Source organism: uncultured Pseudoflavonifractor sp. (assembly GCF_944387275.1).
Classification (GTDB): Bacteria; Bacillota; Clostridia; order Oscillospirales; family Oscillospiraceae; genus Pseudoflavonifractor; species Pseudoflavonifractor intestinihominis.
Window position 1 is genome coordinate 18,289 of the sequence record NZ_CALXEG010000034.1, and the last position, 17,465, is coordinate 35,753.

Below are 17,465 nucleotides of genomic sequence, written 5' to 3' on the forward strand. Positions count from 1 at the left end.
CTCTTGTCTGTGGTCCGTCTCAGCGGTTCTTGGGGTCCAGGGCATCGGTCAGCCCGTCGCCCAGCAGGTTGAAGCACAGCGTGGTGAGCACAATGGCCAGACCGGGGAAGATGCCCAGGTAGGGGTAGGCCCGCATCTGCTCCATGGCCTCGTTGAGCATGGCGCCCCACTCGGGCGCGGGGGCCTGGATACCCATGCCCAGGAAGCTCAGGCTGGAGGCGGCCATGATGCAGCTGGACACGCTCATCAGCACGTCCACCAGGATGGGGCCGAAGCAGTTGGGCAGGATGTGGCGCACGATGATGGCGGCGCTGCCGGTGCCGCTGGCCCGGGCGGCCTCCACGTACTCCTGGTGCACCACGTTGAGGACGATGGACCGGATGATCCGGGCGAAGCCGGGCACCGAGGTGACCACCAGGGCGATGATGATGCCCCGCATGCCCTTGCCCAGCACGGCCACCAGGGTGAGCATCAGCAGGATGGAGGGGATGCACACCAGGGAGTCCATCACCCGCATGACCACCACGTCGTACACGCCGCCGAAGTAGGCGCAGGTGGCGCCGATGAGGATGCCCAGCACCATGGAGATGGCGGTGGTGACGATGCCGAAGAACAGGGAGTAGCGGGCGCCGTAGAGCACCCGGATGAACACGTCGCGGCCGAACTTGTCCGTGCCGAACCAGTGCTCGGCGCTGGGCCACTGGAGGATCTGAGAGGTGTTGATGGCGGTGACCTGGGTCTCGTAGTTGAACAGGAAGCCGGAGACGATGGCCACGACGATCATGGCGATAAGTACCACCAGGGCGGCCATGGAGACGGGGTGGCGGACGAAGTTGTGCCACACGTCTGCCGCCGGACGGGTCTGGCCCGCCAGAGTTGCCAGGCGTTCCTGGCGCTTGCGTCTGCGTTTAGTCATGTCTGCGGTCCTCCTCAGCCCATATTATCCCGGATCTTGGGATTGAGCAGTGCGTTGATCAGGTCCATGGCCAGCATGATGAGCATGTAGAGCAGGGAGAGGAACACAGTGGCGCCCAGCACGACCATAGTCTCTTTCTTGTTGATAGCCTCCAGGATGGCGCTGCCGAAGCCGGGCAGGCCGAAGATTTGCTCGGCGATGACCGCGCCGCCCAGCAGGCCGGCAAAGCTCATACCCAGCTGGGTGATGACCGGCAGCATGGCGTTGCGCAGCACGTGGATGAACACGATGCGGGCCGGCCCCGCGCCCTTGGCCCGGGCGGTGCGGACATAGTCCGAGCTCAGGGCCTCCAGCATGGTCATACGCACCATTCTGGCCACGTAGGCGGAGGAGGGGATGGCCAGGGTGGCCACGGGCATGACGTAGTTCTTCCAGGAGCCCAGGCCGAAGGTGGGCAGCCAGCCCAGCTGATAGGAGAACAGCAGCATGAGCAGCAGGCCCAGCCAGAAGCCGGGGATGGACGCCAGGACCAGGGATATGACGGTGGTGCCGGTGTCCGCGATGGTGCCCTTTTTCACCGCCGCCAGCACGCCCAGCGGGATGCCGATCAGGGCGGCGAAGAAGACGGCCAGCAGGGCCAGCTTCAGGGTGGTGGGGAACTTGGGCATCAGCACCTGGGTCACGGACACGCCGTCGGAGTAGCGCTCGCCGAAGTCCCCGTGGAGGATGTTGAACATGTACTCGCCGTACCGCACCAGCACGGGCCGGTCGTAGCCCACCTCGTGGTTGTAGGCCGCAATATCCTCCGGGCTGGCGGTGATGCCCAGGGCCACGCTGCCCGGGCTGCCGGCGGAGAAGGACATGATGACAAAGGTCACCAGCGTAATGATGATGATGGAAGGGATCATGAAGAGGATCCGCTTCACGGCAAATTTCAGCATGGATCAGGACTCCTTCAGGTGCTCTTCCAGGAACAGCTGCATTTCGGCGATGGTTCTCCAGAACACCTCGCCCTTACCCCGGTCATGACTGCCTTCCGCCAGTACACGCAGCAGGATGGGGTTCTCGCTCTGGTTTTCCGCCTGCATCCTGGCGGCAAATTTCTTGCCGTGGTAAGGCGGAACGTTGTTGTCCAGCTCCCCGGTCTGGATATAGGTGGGGGGATAGTCCGTCTTACGCACGTTGTGGTAGGGGGAGTAGCTCAGCAGGTACTGGAACATCTCCTTGCTCTCCCTGGGATTGCCGTACTCCGTGATGTACATGGGGCCCCGGTCGTCCTCGGCAAAGTGGATCATATCCGTGTGGGGCACCGAGTCGATGACGCAGCCCCACAGGTCGGGCCGCATGGTCACCAGGGCGGACATGAGCAGGCCGCCGTTGGAGCAGCCGGCGATGCCGATCTTCCCGGCACGGGTCCAGCCGTCCCGGATGATCTGCTCGGCAATGCCGATGAAGTCCTCATAGCAGTGGCGCTTGTTCATGGCCATGCCGGCCTCGTGCCACTTGGGGCCGTACTCGTTGCCGCCCCGCAGGTTGCAGTGGACATAGATGCCGCCGTTTTCCACCCACTTGGGTACGATCACCTGGGTGACCATCTCCTGGTAGCTGGGGGGCATGGAGATGTTGTAGCCGCCGTAGGCGTACATGAGCACCGGCGCGCAGCCGTCGGGGCGGGCGTCCCGCTTGCGCACGATGTAGTAGGGGATGGGGGTGCCGTCCCCGGTGGAGGGGGCGAAGTGCTGCTCCACCACCTGGTCGGGGTACTCCGCCCGGGAGCCGGCCACCGCGGTGGTCAGGGCCGAGCCGTCAAAGCGCAGGATGCTGGGGGGGATGAGGAAGGACTCGAACCGGAGGAACACGCCGTCCTTGGCCCGGCCCGCCAGGGACAGGGCGCCGAAGGGGCTGGGCAGCGGCACCTCCTGGCCGGTCTTCAGGGACAGCAGGCGGCTGCTCACGTCCTGGCAGGCCAGGATGTACAGCTCCCCGTTGAGGGAAAAACCGTCGTCCAGGATCCGCTGGCTCTCGGGCAGCACCACCTGGGTCTGGCCGGAGCCGGACACCCGGATCACCGCGCCCCGTTCGGCCTCGGACACCGTAATAAAGTAGTGGGCGCCGTCCAGGGAGTCCAGGTACTTCCACTCCACCGGCTTGTCGGTGAGCACGGCGGCGGCGCCGTCGGCGGTGCGGATGGCCACCCAGCGGGCCAGGGCGTAGTCCTGGCACACCGCGGCCATCACATAGGCGCCGTCCTCCGAGGGGTAGACCTGGCCGAAGATGGCGTAGCTGTCGTCCTCGTAGACCACGGTCTCCGCTCCGGCGGCCGGGTCGTAGCGGTAGAACACCGAGTGGCTCTCCTGGGTCTCGGAGTTGGCCTTGGTGGAGGAGTAGTACAGGCAGCCGTCGCCCTTGGACCAGCACAGGCTGAACACGCCGTGGACCTCGTGGAGGAGGATGCGGCTGTCCATGTCGCACAGGGCCACGCTGGGCCGGGCCGCGCCGGGGTGCTGCACCATCAGGGCCATGATGCTCTCGTTGGCGGGGCAGGGGGAGGCGCTGAAGACCTGCAGGCCGTCCAGCGCGTGGACCTGGGGCAGGCCGCCCACGTCCTCCAGCTTTTCGTTGAACACCCGGACCTTGTAGTCGCCGTCCTCCACCACGGAGGACAGGAAGCCGTTCCGCCAGGGGATCAGCTCCCGGGGCAGCACAGGCAGCTTGTCCGCCTTGAGCTGTTCCATTTTCTCATTGAGGGGACGGAAGGAGAAATAGGCGTCGGTAAAGGCGTTTTCCCGGGCCACAAAGTCCAGCACCTGGGGGTCCTTGGCGTTGCGCAGCCAGGCGAAGGGGTCGGGCAGCCGGGTGCCGAACCAGTCCTCCACACGGTCCACGGTGGGGCAGGCGGGATATTGATACTTCATGATGCGCTGCCCTCCCGGTAGACCGTTTCGCCGTCGATGATGACCTGCTCCAGAATGGCGTCGGTGGCCACGGTGGGCATCTTGCTCCAGATCAGGATGTCCGCGTCCTTGCCCACGGTGAGGGAGCCCACCCGGTCCGACACGCCCACGATCTTGGCGGCGTTGCTGGTGACCATGGCCAGGGCCCGGACCGGGTCCATGCCCCGGCGGACGCACTCGCCCATCTCAAAGAGCAGCATGTTCACGGTGGTGACAGGGCCGTCGGTCATGACGGCCACGCTCACGCCCTCGTCGTCCAGGCCCTTGCAGCACTCATAGTCCAGCTTGCCGCCCTCGCCGGGGAACAGGGGCTCGCAGGTGGGCCCGAAGATGACGCCGTGGATGTGGGGGTCGTTGAGCTCCTCCAGGAAGTCGCTGGCGCCCTGGGCGTGGTCCACGGTCACCAGGATGTCGAACTCCTTGGCGATCTCCAGCAGGGTCATCATGTCGTGCATGTAGCTGTGGACCTTCAGGGGGATCTTCTTCTCCAGCACGGGGATGCCGTGCTCCAGGCCCAGGTCGTAGGGGGGCAGCTTGGCGGGGTCGTCCCCGGCGTCGGCCTTCTTCTGCATGTACTCTTTCACATTGCGCAGGTAGGTGCGCATGATGTTGGCGATGGCCATACGGGTCATGGGGGCCTGGTTCCTGGGGGAGTAGCAGCCCTTGGGGTTGATGCCCATGGCCGCCTTCATGGCCACGGGGCGGCGCACCAGCCGGTCCTTGCCGGCGGACTTGTAGGCCACCACCCAGCCGCACACCACGTTGGCCGAGCCGGGCGCCACGCAGGAGGTGGTGATGCCCTGACGGATGACCGTGTCAAAGATCTCGTCCCGGGGGTTGATGCCGTAGTAGGCGTCCAGCTCGGGGGTGAGGGGGTTGGTGATCTCGTTGAGGTCCTCCTGATTGGGGCCGCTCCCCATGATGCCGCCCACGTGGCTGTGGGCGTCCACAAAGCCGGGGGTGACGCACTTGCCGGCGGCGTCGATGACCTGGGCCCCTTCGGTGGACAGGTTGGGCCCGATCTCGGTGATCTTGCCGTTGTCCACCCGCAGGTCCGCCTGGATCACGCCCTGCCCGTCCATGGTATAGAGGGTACCGTTCTGGATTACATACATTTCATTGCATCCCCTTCCTGATAGATGACCTGGCCGGCCTGATAGGTGCGCACGATATGGGCCTGGTAGCTCTCCAGCGGATTGGCGTTCCAGATGACCACATCCGCCCGCAGGCTCTCCCGGAGGGAGCCGGTGATATCGTCCACCCCCATGAGCTTGGCGGGGACGCTGGTGAGCATGGGCAGCACGGCGGCGCTGTCGTGGAGGACCTTCATCATCTCGATGCCGTTCCAGATCATGTCCTCCCGGGCGCCCAGGCTGTTGGTATAGGTGCCGCTGAAGGCCACGGGCACGCCCTGCTTCCACAGCTTGGCGATGCCGTTCCAGTCCAGGGTCATGGCGTCCTTGTCCAGGGGGTTGGAGGCCACCCGGACGATGACGGGGATCTTGTGCTCCACGATCCAGTCCTCCTCACCGGTGAGGCCGAAGCCGTTGAGCAGCACCAGCTTCACCTTGGGGTAGTTCTGGAGGATGTCCCACACCTGCCGGGCGGAGTTGGCGCTGTCGCAGGACACGAACAGGGGCAGCTCGCCGTCCACCACCTGCTTGAGGGCCAGCAGCTTGTCGTCCTTGGGCTTGTCCGCCTCCTCCTTGTACTCGGCGGCCTTGCGCAGCTGGAGGTCGAAGTTGGCGAAGATCCACATGCGGGTCTGGGGCGCCTGGGGACGGGCGCCGTAGGTGCGCTTCAGGCTGGAGGTGACGGAGGCCATCATGCCGCAGCTCCGCTTCAGGCACATCCGGTAGGGGTTGACGCCGTCCACACAGAACATGGCGATGGTGCCGCCGAACAGGTTGTTGTCCGTGGGGCCCACGCCGCAGCAGGTCAGACCGAAGGCGCCCAGCTGCTGGTAGGTGGCGGCCCGGCCGTTGAAGGCGTAGAAGCCGTCCAGTTCCGGCATGATGGGGTTGCTGCGCTCATCGTTGTCGTTGGAGGACGGGCGGATCTCCGTCATGGACCCGTTCACGCCCCAGATGGAGATGGGCTGGACAAAACCGGGCATGACCTCCATACCGGCGGCGTCAAACACCTCTTCTCCGGGCAGCGGCGCAAGGTCGGCGCCGATGGAGCGGATCATCCCGTCCTCCATGCGCAGATCCTGGTGAGCCACGTTGCCAAGGCCATCGTGGATGCGGCCATTTTTGATCAGCATAGTGTTCCCCTTCCTTTACTGTAATTTACTGTCTCGCGTTAGCACTTAGGTGTATTAGCACTTAGGTGTATTAGCGTGCAAAAGTGATAGGGTATAAAAACCCCTTGGTTGATTGAATGGTTCTATTTTACTGTAAACACGTTTACAACGCAAGAGCAGATTCGACAAAATGTGGTGCAAAATTTTTGCCATTGTGTTATAATCCGCCTGTGTCTATCATTGAAAAAAGGATGATCATTCCTATGAACCCAAAACCAGCCTTTCGCCGCCTGCCTGCGGAGAAGCAGCAGGACCTGCTCAATACCGCCATGGAGCTCTATGCCACCTACCCCTACGAGCAGGTGACAGCACGGCTGCTGTGCACCAATATGGGGATCAATCCCGCCACATTTTACCGCTACTTCGACTCCAAAGACAGCCTGATGCTCTATCTGGTGGACGTCATCCAGCAGCGGTATCTGGCCTACCACATGGACCAGCTGGAGCGCCTGGGGGACCATGAGAGCAGCTATTTTCCCCCGTTTTCCCTGGAGCAGCCGGACTATTGCACGGACCTGGAGAACCGGTTCCTGATCGCCTGCAACAAATTCCCCATGGAGGTGATCCACGACATCATGTTCCGCCTGTCCTCCGGCAATGAGACCTATTACCGGGCCGTTTTGGAGCGGGAGCGGGCGGCGGGCAGACTGCGGGAGGACGTGGACATCGACCTGATCGCCTATATGTACGCCACCACCGGCTATAACCTGATGGCCTATTGCATGAAGCACGGATTGAACCAGCAGGAGTACGTGGACCGGAAGCTCTACTTTTTCTATGACTTCTTTTATCACGGCATTTTGACCGGGGAGGGCGGGAAGGAGCAGTAGCGTCTGTCCCGGCACAGGAAAACGCCGCCCATCAGCCGGGCGGCGTTTTTCGTCCATAAGCTCCTATTGGCTGGTCAGCTCCAGTACGGCCCGGATGCTGCCGTCCACGCAGTTGTACCAGAAATAGCCGTCGTGCCGCTGACCGTCCCCGCCGGTGAAGGCGTAGTAGATCAGCATGGACTGGCTGTCCAGCCCCCATTGGAGGAACTGAAAGTCGATGTCCGGCTGGCCGTCCTCCTCCGTCCAGCCGTACTGGTTCAGGTGGCTGTTCTGCGCCATGGCCGAGGCCAGATAGGCGGGCAGGTTGCGCTCCGAGCTGTACTCCAGCCAGGCCAGGGCCAGATAGGTCTTGCCGCCGTAGTCCAGGGCCAGGACGTATTTGGAGCTGTCCGGCGCCCACCAGAGCCCCTGAAAGGCGTGGTCCCCGTAGGTGATGCGTGTCTCGCCGCCGCTGTCGTGGCGGACGATGAGAGACGTGGCATCCGTCAGCCCAAAGCCGCCGGAGACCAGGTCCTTGCTGTACACCGTGACCGCCTCGCTCCCGTCGGGAGAGGTGCTTCTGGCCACCACGAAGAGCACCCCGCTGCGCCACAGGGCAGTCCCGCCCAGCAGCAGCACCAGGGCCACGGCCGCAGCGGCCAGCAGCCACCGGCGGCGGGTGAGCCTGACCCGGCGGCGCACCTGCTGGATGGAGTAGTGGAGCACGTCCCTGGTGCGGGCCTCCTCCTGACTGCCCTCCGCCCGGACCGTCCGCTCTCCGGCCATCAGGTCCAGGACGGAGCAGCCCAGCGCCTCCGCCAGGGGCTCCAGCAGGGAGATCTCCGGCGCGCACAGACCCCGCTCCCACTTGGACACGGCCCGGTCCGTGATATGGAGCTTGTCCGCCAGCTCCCTCTGGGTCATGTCCTTCTCCTTGCGCAGTTGCCTGATCAACTGCCCGGTTTTCATGTTGTCCATCGCTGCACCTCCTGTATGCCGGCAGCTATATTATAGGGGATAAGCGGGAGAAAAGCACCAAACCATCGGTTGAGTTTTGCATTTTGGCCCAGGGGGGAGGGGGCCTTTGGGCAAAATCCACGTTGCGCCCGGCGGAAAATTCGTTTACAATACTGTCTGCTGAACCGCCCGGCGGTTTATTGGCGCGGCCCCTGCCGCGGCCTGAAATCCAGACTGGAAGTGGAGAACACCATGAACGAAAAAGAAATTGCGGAGATCCGCCGCCGTTTTCGCCCCGATAAGACCAGCATCACCCATGTGCGGGGCTGCTATGTCAACGAGCTGGGAGAGATCGTGGCCCAGTTCAACCAATCCCTGGCCCTGATGAGCCAGGAGGAGAGCGAAAAATTCCTGGGCATCCTCAAGCGCACCCTGTCGGGCACCCTGGGGAAGAACCTGATGGACATCGAATTTGCCACCCGCCAGGTGGCGGAAGGGGAGGAGCACAAGCTGCTCATGGCCCTGCGGGACTCGGGTCTGAAGGACGAGGAGGCGGTGCAGGCCTTCTTCCAGAAGGTCATCGGCGCACTGACCATAGAGGGCAACTACCTGATCCTCCTGGCCCACGACGCCTACGACGTGCCCTACCGGGCCAAGGACGGCGAGACGGTGGAGGACGGCTCCGACCAGGTCTACTCCTATGTGCTGTGCAGCGTCTGCCCGGTGAAGCAGACCAAGCCCGCCCTGAGCTACTATGTCCGGGAGAACGAGTTCCACAACCGGGCGGCCGACTGGCTGGTGTCCGCCCCCGAGCTGGGGTTCCTGTTCCCCGCCTTTGACGACCGCAGCACCAACCTCTACAACGCCCTCTACTACAACAAGGACGTCAAGGAGAACCACAAGGACTTTGTGGATGCCGTGTTCCACAGCGAGATCCCCATGCCCGCCGCCGCCCAGAAGGAGACCTTCCAGTCCATCCTGGGGGAGGCCCTGGCCGAGGACTGCCGCTTCGATGTGGTCCAGGCCGTGCAGGAGCAGCTGTGCGACCTCATCGAGGAGCACAAGGCCAGCCACGAGGAGGAGCCCCTGGTGGTGTCCAAGGGCACGGTGAAGAGCGTGCTCCGGTCCTGCGGCGTGGCCGACTCCCACGTGGAGGCCTTTGACGCCAAGTACGACAGCGAGTTCGGCGGCGACACCCAGCTCAGCCCCCGCAACCTGGTGGACACCCGCCAGATGGAGGTGCGCACCCCCGATGTGATCATCAAGGTGGCACCCGGCCGGGGGGACCTGCTGGAGACCCGCATCATCGACGGGAAGAAGTACATCCTCATCCGGGCCGACGAGGGCGTGGAGGTCAACGGCGTGGGCGTCCACATCGACTGACACGGCCTGAAACCTGTAAGGTAAAACCACATTACATATCTGCAATAAAAAGCGTATATTCCAAAACAAAGCCGCTCCGCACTGTGAAGGAAAAACCTTTACAGTGCGGAGCGGCATTTTATCGGGATACGGCGCCCTTACACCTGCTCCAGGAAGCGGAGGAAGGCGGCGCGGCCCTCGTCGGTGCGCTTGTACACGCCGGCGTGCTCCAGGACAGTGGCAAAGACTTTGCCGGTCTCCTGCTCCACCACGTCCAGGGCGTTGTCGGCGGTGATGTTGTAGTTGCCCCTGAAGCCCTCGGCCCAGTCGGCGTGCTTGGCGGTGCGCTCGTCGGCGCGCAGGTCGGCGCCGGACACCAGCGCGTCGGCCACGGCGGTCAGCTCCTCCTTCAGGCGGGCGGGGAGCACGGCCAGGCCCATGACCTCGATGAGGCCGATGTTCTCCTTCTTGATGTGGTGGAGCTCGGCGTGGGGGTGGTACACGCCCAGGGGGTGCTCCTCGGTGGTGATGTTGTTGCGCAGCACCAGGTCCAGCTCGTAGCGGCCATCCCGCATGCGGGCGATGGGGGTGATGGTGTTGTGGGGCACGCCCTCGGTCTGGGAGAAGATGAAGGCGGCCTCGTCGGTGTAGCCTCGCCAGGAGGTCAGAATGCGGTCGGCCAGCTCCACCAGCCGCTCCGGGTTGCCGCAGGAGATGCGGATGACCGACATGGGCCACTTGACGATGCCGGCGTGGACGTCGGCAAAGCCGGGGAAGGAGAAGGCCTGCTCAATGGGGGCCTTGGCCATGGCGAAGGTGTAGTGGCCGCCCTGGAAGTGGTCGTGGGCCAGGATGGAGCCGCCCACGATGGGCAGGTCGGCGTTGGAGCCCACGAAGTAGTGGGGGAACTGGCCCACAAAGTCCAGCAGCTTGGCGAAGCAGGCCCGGTCGATCTTCATGGGGGTGTGCTCCGAGTTGAGGCAGATGCAGTGCTCGTTGTAGTAGACGTAGGGGGAGTACTGGAGAAACCAGGGGGAGCCGTTGATGGTGATGGGCACGATGCGGTGGTTCTCCCGGGCGGGGTGGTTGACCCGGCCGGCGTAGCCCTCGTTCTCAGCGCACAGCTGGCAGCGGGGATAGGCGGAGGCGGGCAGGTTGCGGGCGGCGGCGATGGCCTTGGGGTCCTTCTCCGGCTTGGAGAGGTTGATGGTGATGTCCAGGTCGCCGTACTCGGTGGGGGTGACCCACTTCATGTCCTTGGCGATCCGGTCCCGGCGGATGTAGTTGGTGTCCTGGCTGAACTGGTAGTACCAGTCGGTGGCCTTCTGGGGGCTCTGGGCGTACAGGGCCTTGAACTTCTCCACCACCTGGGCGGGACGGGGGGTGAGACGGCCCATGAGCATGGTGTCGAACAGGTCCCGGTAGACCACCGAGTCCTCGGGCAGCACGCCCCGGGCGTGGGCGTCGTCCATCAGCTCGCCCAGCACGGCGGCCAGGTCGATGTCCCCGGACACAGGGGTCTCGGGGGCGGTGTAGCTGTCCAGCTTGAGGGCCTCCAGCAGGGTGTTCACGGCCCAGTTCCGCTCGCAGGGCTCGATCAGGCCGGTGCGCTCAGCGTAGGCCACCAGGCTTGCAATGGCGGTGTCAATCATGTCTATCAACCTCTCATTTCTTTTGTACGCCCGTCAGGTGTTGTAGCCGTTGGGATGGGCCCTGTGCCAGGCCCAGGCGGTGGAGATGATGGTCTCCAGGTTGTCGTACCGGGGCTTCCAGCCCAGGACGGTCTTGGCCTTCTCGGAGGAGGCCACCAGCTGGGCCGGGTCGCCGGCCCGGCGGGGGGAGACCACCGCGGGGATGGGGTGGCCGGTCACCTTTCGGGCGCACTCGATGACCTCTTTCACCGTGAAGCCCACGCCGTTGCCCAGGTTGAACACGTTGCTCTCCCCGCCCTGGAGCAGGTAGTCCAGGGCCAGGATGTGGGCCTGGGCCAGGTCGGTGACGTGGATGTAGTCCCGGACGCAGGTGCCGTCCCGGGTGGGGTAGTCGTCGCCGAACACGCTCACCGCCTCCCGCTGGCCGTTGGGCACCTGGAGGATGATGGGCACCAGGTGGGTCTCCGGGTTGTGGGCCTCGCCGATGACGCCGGAGGGGTGGGCGCCGCAGGCGTTGAAGTACCGCAGGGCCACGTACCGCAGGCCGTGGGCCCGGGACACCCAGCTCATCATGTGCTCCATGGCCAGCTTGGTCTCGCCGTAGCAGTTGGTGGGCTGAGTCTTGTCGCCCTCCAGGATGGGCACCTGCTCGGGCTCGCCGTAGGTGGCGGCGGTGGAGGAGAAGACGATCTTGTCCACCCCGTGGGCCACCATGGAGGAGAGCAGCACCATGGTGCCGCCCAGGTTGTTGTCGTAGTACTTGAGAGGGTCGGTCATGCTCTCGCCCACCTGGGAGGAGGCGGCGAAGTGGATGACGCCGTCGATGTGCTCCTTCTCGAACAGGGCGTCCATGGCGGCGCGGTCCCGGATATCGGCCTGATAGAACCGGGCCTTGGGGTGGACCGCCGCCCGGAAGCCGGTCTGAAGGTTGTCGGCCACGACCACGTCCCGGCCCGCGTCGATGAGCTCATATACCGTGTGGGAGCCGATGTACCCGGCTCCGCCCAATACCAGAATCGCCATGGAATTACCTCCTGAAGATGGATTGGGGGCGGTTCAGCCCGCCACCAGGCAGCCGCCCTCGGGGCGGATGGACAGCATGTGGCACATGTCCTTGCCCAGCAGCCGCTCCATGGCGGAGAGGAAGTCGGGCAGCTTGTCGTTGGGCACGAAGGCCTGGACGGTGCCGGCGAAGCCGCCGCCGTGGACCCGGACGGCGCCGGTGCCCTGGAGCACCTCCTCGGCGGCCCACAGCACCATGGGGATGGCCTGCTGCCTGGGGTCGGAGGGGGCGAAGGTATTCTGGAGGTACAGGCTGGAGGACAGCCCGGAGGCACGCACCAGGGCCAGGAAGGCGGCGAAGTCGCCCTTCTCCAGGGCCTGGGCCTCCTGGATGGCCCGGCGGTTCTCGGCGAAGAAGTGGATGGCCCGCAGCACCGCACGGTCGCCCAGGGCCTTGCGCAGGTCGGGGATGGTGGCCCGGAAGGTGGTCTCGTCCACGTCCCGCAGCACTTCCTTGCCGAAGCAGGCGGCCACCGACTTCATCTCGTTGGTGATGGCGGCGTAGGCGTCGGTCAGGTCGGCGTGGTCGGCGCCCGAGTTGATGATGCACAGGGTGTGGCCGGTGGCGGGGAAGTCGAAGTCCACCTTGCGCACCACGGGGGCGGAGGGGTCTTTGAAGTCGATGGACACCACGCCGCCCACGGCGGAGGCGGTCTCGTCCATCAGGCCGCAGGGCTTGCCGAAGAATACGTTCTCGGCGAACTGGCCGATCTGGGCCACCTGGACGGGGGTAAAGACCTGGTTGCAGAAGAGGACGTTGAAGATGGTGCCCACCAGCACCTCGTAGGCGGCGGAGGAGGACAGGCCGGACCCGGCGGGCACGGAGGAGCAGACGTAGGCGTCAAACCCGGCGGGGGACTGGCCCAGCTGAGCCATCCGGGCGGCCACGCCCCGCACCAGGGAGGCGGAGGTCTCCTTCTCGCCCTCCGCGGGGGAGAGGTCGGACAGGTCCACCGTCAGCACCTGGTAGCCCTCCGAGTGGATGCGCACCTGGGCGGTGCCGTTGGGGGCGGCCACGGCCAGCATGTCCATGTTCACGCTGGCGGCCAGCACGCAGCCGTGCTGGTGGTCGGTGTGGTTGCCGCCCAGCTCGGTGCGGCCGGGGCTGCTGAACAGGGCCACCTGGACCTCGTCCCCGGCGGAGAAGAGGGCCTGGTACCGCTTCACGGCCTCAATGGCCCGGGCGCGGACAGCCTCCAGGGCCTCGCCGCCATCGCAGCAGTACAGACGGTTGAGCCGCTCGTCCCAGTCGCCGGCGGAGAGCTGATGGATCAGAGTTTTACAGGAAAGCATAGGATCACTCCCAGTCAGATTATGGTGGTTCCGTTTCGTGCCTCTAGTATATTTAATTTTTACTAAAAATTCAACCGCAATCTTTATCCTGGACAGAAGTTCAGCGTTCCCCACAAAAACGGGCGGTTTGATTGTGCAGAAAAGCGAAGAAGGGGGCGGTTTTTACCGCCGGGCAGGGGGTGCGGTGCTCTCCCGGACGGACAGGGTGGGGGGGACCACCACTTTCTGGGGCAGGGTGCGCACCGGGTGGCCGGCCACGGCGGAGGTCCGCTCGCCCAGCAGGCCCACGGCGGTGCGGGCCATCTCGTCGGCGTGGGTGGACACCGAGGTGAGGGGCGGGGTCATGAGCTGGGACAGGGGGGTGTCGTTGAAGGACACCAGGGACACGTCCCCGGGCACGGACAGCCCTCTGGCCTCAAGAGCCCGGCTGGCGCCCATGGCGTTCTCCTCGTTGGCGGCCAGGAAGGCGGTGGGCGGATGGGGGCAGCGGTCCAGGAAGGCGGACATTGCCGCCGCCGTGGCCCGGCTGTCCATGGGCGCCTCCACCAGCAGGGCCGGGTCCAGCAGGCCCCGCTCCTCCATCATGGACACAAAGCAGCTCCGCCGCACCTCGGGGGCAGGCTCCTTGCAGTCGCCCAGCTTCTCCGCCGGGCCGATGAAGCCGATGCGGGTGTGGCCCAGGGAGAGGAGATGGTCCAGGGCCAGGCGGATGCCCAGGGCGTAGTTGAGCACCACCGAGTCGAACCGGGCCTCGTCGGGGGAGGAGTCCAGGAACACCAGGTTGGGGCTGACGGCGGCCAGGGCCGCCTGCTGTTCCCGGGTGAAGATGCCGATGGCCACGATGCCGTCCGGGGCGGCGCCCTCCGGCGGGGCGAAGCCCTCGTCTCCCCGCCGCTCCAGGGGGAGGAAGGCGTACTTGCGCTCTGCACAGGCCTGCTCCACAAAGTTGCGCAGATAGAGATAGTAGGGGTCGTCCAGCTGCTGCTCCGGCGTGAGCATCTCCGCCACCCCCACCCGCAGCAGCATCTTGGGCGACCGGCCCCGGCGGCTGCGGGTGGCGGCGTAGTCCAGACGTCCGGCCTCCTCCAGCACCCGCTTCCTGGCCTCGTCGCTCACCGTCAGCGACGGGTCCCCCGTCAGAATGCGGGAGATGGTGGCCGGAGAGTAGCCCGTGCGGTCCGAGAGCTCTTTCAGGGTTGCCATAGCGGTCCTCCTTTTTTTAGTAAAAAAATTGTACCACAGTTTGCCCAAAGGCACAAGCGAAAAAGGAGGCAAAAACAGTTTTTTGCCTGGGCAATGTAAAAGTATTGTAAAGTCTATTGACGCTGGATTTTACAATTTGATATACTACTCCCGTATCCTTTGTCGAGATCATACAGAGAGGGTTATGCACATGATGGCCGACGCCTCATTCTGGCGCCCGTCACAGCTGCCGGACGGACAAAATATGAAGAAGAGAGTATGACCTGCGTTCCGGGCGTTCCGGAAGGCGGGCTGTACTCTTTTTATTTTTGTCCGGCCGGCGGGAGAGAATAATGTGTGTGTAAGGAGTAAGGAGAAAGAGAATGAAAATCACCGACATATTGAGTCTGCTGGGCGGTCTGGCCCTGTTCCTCCACGGAATGCAGATGATGAGCTCCGGCCTGGAGGCTGCCGCGGGCAACCGCATGAAGAGCATCCTGGAAAAGCTCACCTCCAACCGTCTGCTGGGCGTGCTGGTGGGCGCGGTCATCACCGCCGTGATCCAGTCCTCCTCGGCCACCACCGTCATGGTGGTGGGCTTCGTCAACTCGGGCATGATGACCCTGCGGCAGGCCGTGTGGATCATCATGGGCGCCAACATCGGCACCACCATCACCGGCCAGCTCATCGCCCTGGACGCGGGCGCCCTGGCCCCCATGTTCGCCTTCATCGGCATCGCCCTGATGGTCTTTTTGAAGAACCCCAAGGTCCACCACATCGGCGCCATCCTGGCCGGCCTGGGCATCCTCTTCATCGGTATGGACATGATGAGCGCCGCCATGGAGCCCCTGCGTGACTCCCAGGCCTTCATCAACCTGGTCTCCACCTTCTCCAACCCCCTGGTGGGCATCCTCACCGGCACCATCTTCACCGCCATCATCCAGTCCTCCTCCGCGTCGGTGGGTATCCTCCAGGCCCTGGCCATGAGCGGCGTGGTCAGCCTGCCCACCGCCGTGTACGTCCTCTTCGGCCAGAACATCGGCACCTGTATCACCGCCGTGCTGGCCTCCATCGGAACCAGCCGCAACGCCAAGCGCACCACCATCATCCACCTGTCCTTTAATATCATCGGCACCATAATCTTCACGCTGGTCTGTATGTTCAGCCCCCTGACTCGTATTGTCCAGAGCTTCACGCCGGACAACGCCGCCGCCCAGATCGCCAACATGCACACCATCTTCAACGTGGTCACCACCCTGCTGCTCCTGCCCGTGGGCGGCCACCTGGTCCAGCTGGCCATGCACATCCTGCCCGACCGCAAGGAGGAGAAGGAGGAGGGTATGCACCTGCAGTACCTCACCCCCATCTCCGTGGACAAGGACCGGTCCATCGCCATCGGTACCTCCGCCATCTACCTCAACCAGATCCGGGAGGAGCTCCAGCGCATGCTGGGCAAGGCCCGCAGCAACATCGACCTGGCCTTCCGGGCCGTGCTGGAGGTCAAGCCCGAGCTGCTGTCCCAGGCCGAGTCCACCGAGACCTATATCGACTACCTGAACAAGGAAATCTCCCAGTATATCTCCAAGGTCATCGCCCACGAGACCAACGAGACCGACTCTGCCGCCGTGTCCGCCTACTTCAAGATCACCGGCAACATCGAGCGCATCGGCGACCACGCCATCAATATCTGCGAGTACAGCACCATGATGGATCAGAAGGGCATCCAGTTCTCCGAGGGTGCCAAGGACGAGCTGCGTGAGATGCGGGACGTGTGCCTGGCCGCGCTGGACACCCTGGCCGCCGACGCCGACGTGTCCGAGGGCTGGCTCAGCTCCATGGAGAAGCTGGAGCAGCGCATCGACGACATGACCGCCGAGTTCCGCCAGAGCCAGCTGGACCGCATGAAGCAGGGCTCCTGCTCCGACGAGGCCTGCATCCTCTTCTCCGAACTGCTCACCGACTTTGAGCGTATCGGCGACCACGCCCTAAACATCGCCCAGGAGCGTATGGCGGCCGCCCCCGCCCGGTAACACACAAAAAACAGACCGGCCCGGTCCTGATGAACTGCACCCCATTTGTTAGACAGTTTGGGGTCACTTCAATTCAGGACCGGGCCGGATTTTTTGCCCGGATGGGGCTGGTCTGCCGTCACCTGGGCGGATGGCATTTGGAGCAGGGGGTGTAGCCGCTGGCCTTGGCGTCCTCCAGGGACATGGGGATCTGGCTCCGGCTGAGGTATTGGCAGCCGGCGGCGTGGTATTTCTCCCCGGTCTTGGTGACGTAGACAATGACCTCCACCGGGTCCTCAACTGCCGCAGCGGCTGGGGCTTCTGAGACCGGAGCCGCGCTGGGGGAGGGCTCCGGCGTTGTGACAGCCGGACTGGGGGAGATGTAGGGCTGGACCTCGGACGGGTCGGTCTCGCTGGGCGGCGGGCTGAGGGAGGCACTGGGCTGGACCTGGCTGGGCGCCGGCAGACTGGGGGACGTACTGGGGGAGTTGTCCGGCGTACCTGCGGTGCAGGAGCAGAGCAGCAGCACCAGAGCGGCAAGCAGGGGGAGCAGACGCCTTTTGATGGAATCCATAGAAAAAACCTCCTTTTTCGCTGCCTCTAGTATAGTGAAGGCCAGAGGCGAAAAAAGGCGAAAAAGAAGGGACACAGGGAGATATGGAAAGATAAAGGAGAAGATTCATGCAAGTCCAAAAGCGAAAGCCGAAAGGGGTTAATCACGCCATGATGCTAACTACGCATTCGGATTTTACCCGCTTCTAGGCCGCTTTTTTGAGAGCATTCTGAGTTTCTAGGTCCAGAAGCTTTACAAAGAAAAAACCCGAAGTCTTTGAAATCAAAGACTTCGGGTTTTTGGCGCAGAAGGAGGGATTTGAACCCTCGCACGGTTTTACCCGCCTACTCCCTTAGCAGGGGAGCCCCTTCGGCCACTTGGGTACTTCTGCGTATCGGCCGGGATGCGCAT

The 17,465-nt window shown here is 64.1% G+C and carries 14 protein-coding genes and 1 tRNA gene; 3 read left to right on the forward strand and 12 right to left on the reverse strand.

All coding sequences use genetic code 11. From position 1 onward, the window contains the following. Positions 1-19: 19 nt before the first annotated feature. From Q0K23_RS09345 to Q0K23_RS09365, 5 genes are read right to left on the reverse strand one after another with little or no spacing between them, the layout of a single operon-like run. Entirely contained in the window at positions 20-916 is an 897-nt protein-coding gene (locus Q0K23_RS09345) for an ABC transporter permease (protein WP_294521165.1), read from the reverse strand. A gap of 14 nt (positions 917-930) precedes the next feature. Beyond that, positions 931-1,857 (reverse strand): ABC transporter permease, encoded by a 927-nt coding sequence (locus Q0K23_RS09350; RefSeq protein ID WP_294521167.1) that lies wholly within the window; start codon positions 1,855-1,857, stop codon positions 931-933. Positions 1,858-1,860: 3 nt separating this feature from the next. Then, on the reverse strand, positions 1,861-3,831 hold the full coding sequence (locus Q0K23_RS09355; protein ID WP_294521170.1) for a prolyl oligopeptidase family serine peptidase: 1,971 nt from the start codon (positions 3,829-3,831) through the stop codon (positions 1,861-1,863). Further along, complete coding sequence (locus Q0K23_RS09360) at positions 3,828-4,985, reverse strand: amidohydrolase family protein (RefSeq protein WP_294521173.1); 1,158 nt, start codon at positions 4,983-4,985, stop codon at positions 3,828-3,830. The genes Q0K23_RS09355 and Q0K23_RS09360 overlap by 4 nt, the downstream gene beginning before the upstream one ends. Next, positions 4,976-6,136, reverse strand: coding sequence for an amidohydrolase family protein (locus Q0K23_RS09365; protein ID WP_294521176.1), 1,161 nt, complete (start codon positions 6,134-6,136; stop codon positions 4,976-4,978). The genes Q0K23_RS09360 and Q0K23_RS09365 overlap by 10 nt, the downstream gene beginning before the upstream one ends. Positions 6,137-6,378: 242 nt before the next feature. On the opposite strand from Q0K23_RS09365, the gene Q0K23_RS09370 reads away from it, so the two are divergent. Next, on the forward strand, positions 6,379-7,005 hold the full coding sequence (locus Q0K23_RS09370) for a TetR/AcrR family transcriptional regulator (RefSeq protein WP_294521179.1): 627 nt from the start codon (positions 6,379-6,381) through the stop codon (positions 7,003-7,005). 63 nt (positions 7,006-7,068) lie between these two features. On the opposite strand, the gene Q0K23_RS09375 is transcribed toward Q0K23_RS09370, so the two are convergent. Next, the gene (locus tag Q0K23_RS09375) at positions 7,069-7,962 is read right to left on the reverse strand and encodes a helix-turn-helix domain-containing protein (RefSeq protein WP_294521182.1); all 894 of its coding nucleotides are present in this window, start codon (positions 7,960-7,962) and stop codon (positions 7,069-7,071) included. A 231-nt stretch (positions 7,963-8,193) separates the two neighbouring features. Between Q0K23_RS09375 and Q0K23_RS09380 the strand changes: the two genes are divergently transcribed. Continuing rightward, entirely contained in the window at positions 8,194-9,324 is a 1,131-nt protein-coding gene (locus Q0K23_RS09380) for a DUF4317 domain-containing protein (RefSeq protein ID WP_294521186.1), read from the forward strand. A 137-nt stretch (positions 9,325-9,461) separates the two neighbouring features. On the opposite strand, the gene galT is transcribed toward Q0K23_RS09380, so the two are convergent. From galT to Q0K23_RS09400, 4 genes are all read right to left on the reverse strand, one after another. Next, the gene (gene galT, locus Q0K23_RS09385) at positions 9,462-10,955 is read right to left on the reverse strand and encodes a UDP-glucose--hexose-1-phosphate uridylyltransferase (protein WP_294521189.1); all 1,494 of its coding nucleotides are present in this window, start codon (positions 10,953-10,955) and stop codon (positions 9,462-9,464) included. Between the two features lie 33 nt (positions 10,956-10,988). Then, positions 10,989-11,978 (reverse strand): UDP-glucose 4-epimerase GalE, encoded by a 990-nt coding sequence (galE, locus tag Q0K23_RS09390; RefSeq protein ID WP_294521192.1) that lies wholly within the window; start codon positions 11,976-11,978, stop codon positions 10,989-10,991. Positions 11,979-12,011: 33 nt separating this feature from the next. Further along, positions 12,012-13,310: a galactokinase family protein gene (locus Q0K23_RS09395; RefSeq protein WP_294521214.1), complete on the reverse strand. Its 1,299-nt coding sequence runs from the start codon at positions 13,308-13,310 to the stop codon at positions 12,012-12,014. 162 nt (positions 13,311-13,472) lie between these two features. Further along, positions 13,473-14,513 (reverse strand): LacI family DNA-binding transcriptional regulator, encoded by a 1,041-nt coding sequence (locus tag Q0K23_RS09400; protein ID WP_294521217.1) that lies wholly within the window; start codon positions 14,511-14,513, stop codon positions 13,473-13,475. Positions 14,514-14,875: 362 nt separating this feature from the next. Here Q0K23_RS09400 and Q0K23_RS09405 point away from each other — a divergent pair, with 362 nt between their 5' ends. Beyond that, positions 14,876-16,522, forward strand: coding sequence for a Na/Pi cotransporter family protein (locus Q0K23_RS09405; protein ID WP_294521220.1), 1,647 nt, complete (start codon positions 14,876-14,878; stop codon positions 16,520-16,522). Between the two features lie 118 nt (positions 16,523-16,640). Here the strand turns inward: Q0K23_RS09405 and Q0K23_RS09410 are convergent, their stop codons facing one another. Then, the gene (locus Q0K23_RS09410; RefSeq protein ID WP_294521223.1) at positions 16,641-17,075 is read right to left on the reverse strand and encodes a hypothetical protein; all 435 of its coding nucleotides are present in this window, start codon (positions 17,073-17,075) and stop codon (positions 16,641-16,643) included. Between the two features lie 279 nt (positions 17,076-17,354). Further along, positions 17,355-17,445, reverse strand: a tRNA-Ser gene (locus Q0K23_RS09415). Positions 17,446-17,465 lie beyond the last annotated feature (20 nt).

Bases quoted from the DNA above. Each gene is read 5' to 3' on its own strand.
- Q0K23_RS09355 (WP_294521170.1), bottom strand. From the start codon at position 3,831: ATGAAGTATCAATATCCCGCCTGCCCCACCGTGGACCGTGTGGAGGAC.
- Q0K23_RS09380 (WP_294521186.1), top strand. From the start codon at position 8,194: ATGAACGAAAAAGAAATTGCGGAGATCCGCCGCCGTTTTCGCCCCGAT.
- Q0K23_RS09370 (WP_294521179.1), top strand. From the start codon at position 6,379: ATGAACCCAAAACCAGCCTTTCGCCGCCTGCCTGCGGAGAAGCAGCAG.
- galT (WP_294521189.1), bottom strand. From the start codon at position 10,955: ATGATTGACACCGCCATTGCAAGCCTGGTGGCCTACGCTGAGCGCACC.
- Q0K23_RS09360 (WP_294521173.1), bottom strand. From the start codon at position 4,985: ATGTATGTAATCCAGAACGGTACCCTCTATACCATGGACGGGCAGGGC.
- Q0K23_RS09395 (WP_294521214.1), bottom strand. From the start codon at position 13,310: ATGCTTTCCTGTAAAACTCTGATCCATCAGCTCTCCGCCGGCGACTGG.
- galE (WP_294521192.1), bottom strand. From the start codon at position 11,978: ATGGCGATTCTGGTATTGGGCGGAGCCGGGTACATCGGCTCCCACACG.
- Q0K23_RS09375 (WP_294521182.1), bottom strand. From the start codon at position 7,962: ATGGACAACATGAAAACCGGGCAGTTGATCAGGCAACTGCGCAAGGAG.
- Q0K23_RS09410 (WP_294521223.1), bottom strand. From the start codon at position 17,075: ATGGATTCCATCAAAAGGCGTCTGCTCCCCCTGCTTGCCGCTCTGGTG.
- Q0K23_RS09405 (WP_294521220.1), top strand. From the start codon at position 14,876: ATGAAAATCACCGACATATTGAGTCTGCTGGGCGGTCTGGCCCTGTTC.
- Q0K23_RS09350 (WP_294521167.1), bottom strand. From the start codon at position 1,857: ATGCTGAAATTTGCCGTGAAGCGGATCCTCTTCATGATCCCTTCCATC.
- Q0K23_RS09345 (WP_294521165.1), bottom strand. From the start codon at position 916: ATGACTAAACGCAGACGCAAGCGCCAGGAACGCCTGGCAACTCTGGCG.
- Q0K23_RS09400 (WP_294521217.1), bottom strand. From the start codon at position 14,513: ATGGCAACCCTGAAAGAGCTCTCGGACCGCACGGGCTACTCTCCGGCC.
- Q0K23_RS09365 (WP_294521176.1), bottom strand. From the start codon at position 6,136: ATGCTGATCAAAAATGGCCGCATCCACGATGGCCTTGGCAACGTGGCT.